General features: G+C 72.1%; 3 protein-coding genes. All 3 read right to left on the bottom strand.

Annotation, left to right across the window (positions count from 1 at the left end; translation table 11 throughout):
• Nucleotides 1-87 precede the first annotated feature (87 nt).
• On the bottom strand, nt 88-861 hold the full coding sequence (locus KBX53_RS27045; RefSeq protein WP_210862349.1) for a 1-deoxy-D-xylulose-5-phosphate synthase N-terminal domain-containing protein: 774 nt from the start codon (nt 859-861) through the stop codon (nt 88-90).
• Nucleotides 861-2,708 carry a M20/M25/M40 family metallo-hydrolase gene (locus tag KBX53_RS27040; protein ID WP_247676287.1) on the bottom strand — a complete coding sequence of 616 codons (1,848 nt, stop codon included), beginning with the start codon at nt 2,706-2,708 and terminating at the stop codon, nt 861-863. Before KBX53_RS27040 ends, KBX53_RS27045 begins: the two co-directional genes overlap by 1 nt.
• On the bottom strand, nt 2,699-3,348 hold a 650-nt coding region (locus KBX53_RS27035; RefSeq protein WP_256443423.1), incomplete at its 5' end, for an Asd/ArgC dimerization domain-containing protein. The genes KBX53_RS27040 and KBX53_RS27035, both read right to left, overlap by 10 nt.

Genomic DNA, 3,348 nt, shown 5'->3' with positions numbered 1-3,348 from the left:
CCTCCAGGCACACAATGCGCGGGTCGTCCGCGGCCAGCTCGGTCAGCTCGAGCCGGTACGCCTCCCGCGCGGACACCGTGGCCGTCATCACCGGATCGCCGCCTTCCACTGCCGCGCCCGCGCGGGACTGATCTTCACGTAGTGCGAGCCGGCCTTGCCCTCGGTGGCCGGCACGCCCTTGCCCTTCACCGTGGTGGCCAGCACCGCGAGCGGCCGGTCGGTCGGCGCCATCGTCCGCACCAACTTCTCGATGTCGTGCCCGTCGACCTCGGCCACCTCGAACCCGAACGCGGCCAGCCGGGCCGGCAGGTCGGTCAGCGGCGAGATGTCCGAGACGTACCCGTCGTTCTGGCCACCGTTGAGGTCCACCACCACGGTGAGCCCGCCGACCCGCTTGGCCTGGGCCACCTGTAGCGCCTCCCAGACCAGGCCCTCCTGCAACTCGCCGTCACCGACCACCGCGATGGCCCCGCCCGGCCGGTTCAGCAACCGTCGGGAGAGGGCCCAGCCGACCGCGTACGCGAGCCCGTGGCCGAGACTGCCGGGGGGGACCCGGACGCCGGGCACCTTCGGGCCGGGATGTCCGGTGTAGGGCGACCCGGCGCGGCCGTACCGGGGTGCCGGGTTCTCCTCGATGACGCCGACCTCGTGCAGCACCGCGTAGAGGGCGGCCGCCGCGTGGCCCTTGCTGAGGACGACCTCCGTGCCCGGCTCGGACCGGGCGACGGCATACGCGGCGACCAGGATGTCCACCACCGAAAGGCTGCCGCCGAGGTGACACCCGACCCCGCTGGCCGCCATGTCGACCACCAGCCGGCGAGCCCGGCTGGCCTGCTCCCGAAGCAGATCGATCTCGTCCATCACCGCACACACCAATCCCGTACGGCGGCGGACAACACCGTCCGCGCCCGCCGGTACTCGTCGGCTGACAGCCGCTCGTCGGGCGTGTGGTCCAGGTGAGCATCTCCCGGCCCGTACGCCACCATCGGAACGCCGCGCCACCTGGTGGCGAGCGTGTTCATGTCGCTGCTCCCCTTCTTCGCGAGCAGCCGTGGAGCGTCACCGGTCGCCGCGCGCAGCGCCCGGGTGAACGCCCGTACCAGCGGATCGGTCCGGGGTGTGCTCACCGGCGGCGTGGCGAGCAGCAGCTCACCGTCCTCGAAGACGGACAGCATGCTGTCCAGTTCGGTTCCCGGCGGGACCCGGACATCCAGCACCGCCGAGGCGGTCTGCGTGCCACCGGAGCCGCCCGAGGCCAGATCGAGCACCGCGAACAACGCTTCCGGACTGCACTTGCCGACCTCGGCCTCGACCTCGCCGATGAGGTCGACGAGGGAACTGGCGGCGGTCCGCCGTTCCTTGCCCGCCGTGTGACCGGTGGTCCGGGCGACATCCATCCGCACCTTGCAGACGCCGTGGTAGCCGATGGTCACCGCACCGGCGCCGCTGGGCTCGCCGATGATGACCGCGTCCGCCGGGTAGTGGTCACGCGCGTAGAGCGAACCGGACGCCGTCCGCTCCTCCTCCACGGTGCCGACCACCCGCACCGTGACACCCTCGGGTGGTTCGAACTCCACGAGCGTCTGCAGGAACACGGCCAGGCTGGCCTTGGCGTCCACGCAGCCCCGGCCGGTCAGCGCGGCACCGTCCCAGGCCACCGGCCAGCGGTAGGGGACGGTGTCCAGGTGGCCGAGCATCAGCAGCCGGCGTGGCCCGCTGCCGCGCGTGGCGACCAGGTTGCCGGCTGGGTCGATGACCGCGTGCACGCCCTTCTCGGTCAGCCACTTCAGCAGGTACAGCGCCAGTTCCCGTTCGCCGCCGGAGACCGAGGAGATCTCCACCATGCGGGTCAGCAGGTCCAGGTCCGGCTCCGGTGCGGCGGCCCGCCAGAACCGGGTACCGCCGTGGGTGTTTGCGGTGTGCGGGCCGGTGATGGCGACGTCAGCGGTCCCCTTCAGGGCCAGCTCCGCCGCCCGGACCTTCTGCCGCATCCGTCCGCTCGCGTACGTCATTCCCTCACCACTGCACAGGTGCGGCAGGGTGCTGGTGCGGTCGGACGGGTCGGCGAGCAGGCCCGGGGTGCCGGTCACCAGGCGCAGGTGATCGGCGTCGAGCGCGTTCGCCACCTCGGCGGCGAGCACGTCGGCATCGACGTTGATCGGCGCGCCGCCGTCGCTCGCGGTCACCGGCGGTGACACGCAGACCACGTCGAAGGTGTCCAGGAGGGACAGCAGCCGCGCCACGTCCACCGCGGAGACCGCGCCGGCGCGGTGGTCGCGGACCAGCCGCTGCCGGTCACCCTCGACCACCCGCAGCGGCCGGTTCGGGGTGCCCGTGACCAGCCCCTCCGGCGTGGCCGTCGCGGCGTAAACCGTCAACTCACGCTGGCCCAGGTTCTCCCGGATCCGGGGGAGGGTCAGCTGTTCGTACGCGGCGACGATGTGCGGCATCTCGTCGGGCGGGCAGTACCGCACCTCGTCGCCGGAGGCCAGTCGCAGCATCCGCATCGGGCGCTCGATACCGGCGTAGTAGTCAGCGATGTCGGCCGCGCCGCCGGCGACCAGCAACAGTCGGGCACCGCCCGCGCTCAGCGCGGCCAGGTCGTCGTAGACGGAGGCGTGCCGCAGGCTCGAACTGCCCACCTTGACCACGTACAGCGGCCGGTAGGGGAAGATCCCCGCCAACGCCTCGTTATTCATCACGGCCATCCGCCGGCCTCCGGGAGTCCTAGCCGTTCGTCCATTCCGTGGATTCGGTTCATCGCCTGCACCGCCTGGCCGGCGCCGCCCTTGATGAGGTTGTCCAGGGCGGACACCACCACCCAGCGGTCACCGGACACCACCGCCGCGACCTCGGCGACGTTGGCGCCCACGACCGTCTTGAGCATCGGCATCCCCATCGGGGACCGCCCGGCCGCCACCCGCACGAAGGGCGCGTCGGCGTACGCCCGGGCGAACGCCCGGCGCACGTCGCTCTCCCCCGCACCGGGCTTCAGCCGCCCGTACGCCGAGACCATGACGCCGCGCGCGACCGGCAGGCTGAAGGTGGAGAACTGCAGGTCCGGAGCCCGACCGGTCAGGTCGGTGAGGGCCTGGCGCACCTCGGGGGAGTGCCGGTGACCGTGCAGCTTGTGCACCCGGACGTTCCCGTCGCGTACGGCCGGATGCTCCACACTGCCGGTGCCGCTGCCGCTCGACCCCGACTTGGCGTCCACCACCACGTCCTCCGCCGCCAGGTCCGCCTTGAACAGCGGGTAGAGCGCGTAGATGGTGGCCGCCGCCATACAGCCCGACAGGTTGAGCACCGGTTCTGTCGGGGTGGGCGCGAACTCCGGGATGTAGTAGGGGA

Source organism: Micromonospora sp. M51 (assembly GCF_018070305.1).
Taxonomy (GTDB): domain Bacteria; phylum Actinomycetota; class Actinomycetes; order Mycobacteriales; family Micromonosporaceae; genus Micromonospora; species Micromonospora parva.
This window is presented reverse-complemented; position numbering and strand designations above follow the sequence as displayed.

Bases quoted from the DNA above. Each gene is read 5' to 3' on its own strand.
- KBX53_RS27045 (WP_210862349.1), bottom strand. From the start codon at position 861: ATGGACGAGATCGATCTGCTTCGGGAGCAGGCCAGCCGGGCTCGCCGG.
- KBX53_RS27040 (WP_247676287.1), bottom strand. From the start codon at position 2,708: ATGGCCGTGATGAATAACGAGGCGTTGGCGGGGATCTTCCCCTACCGG.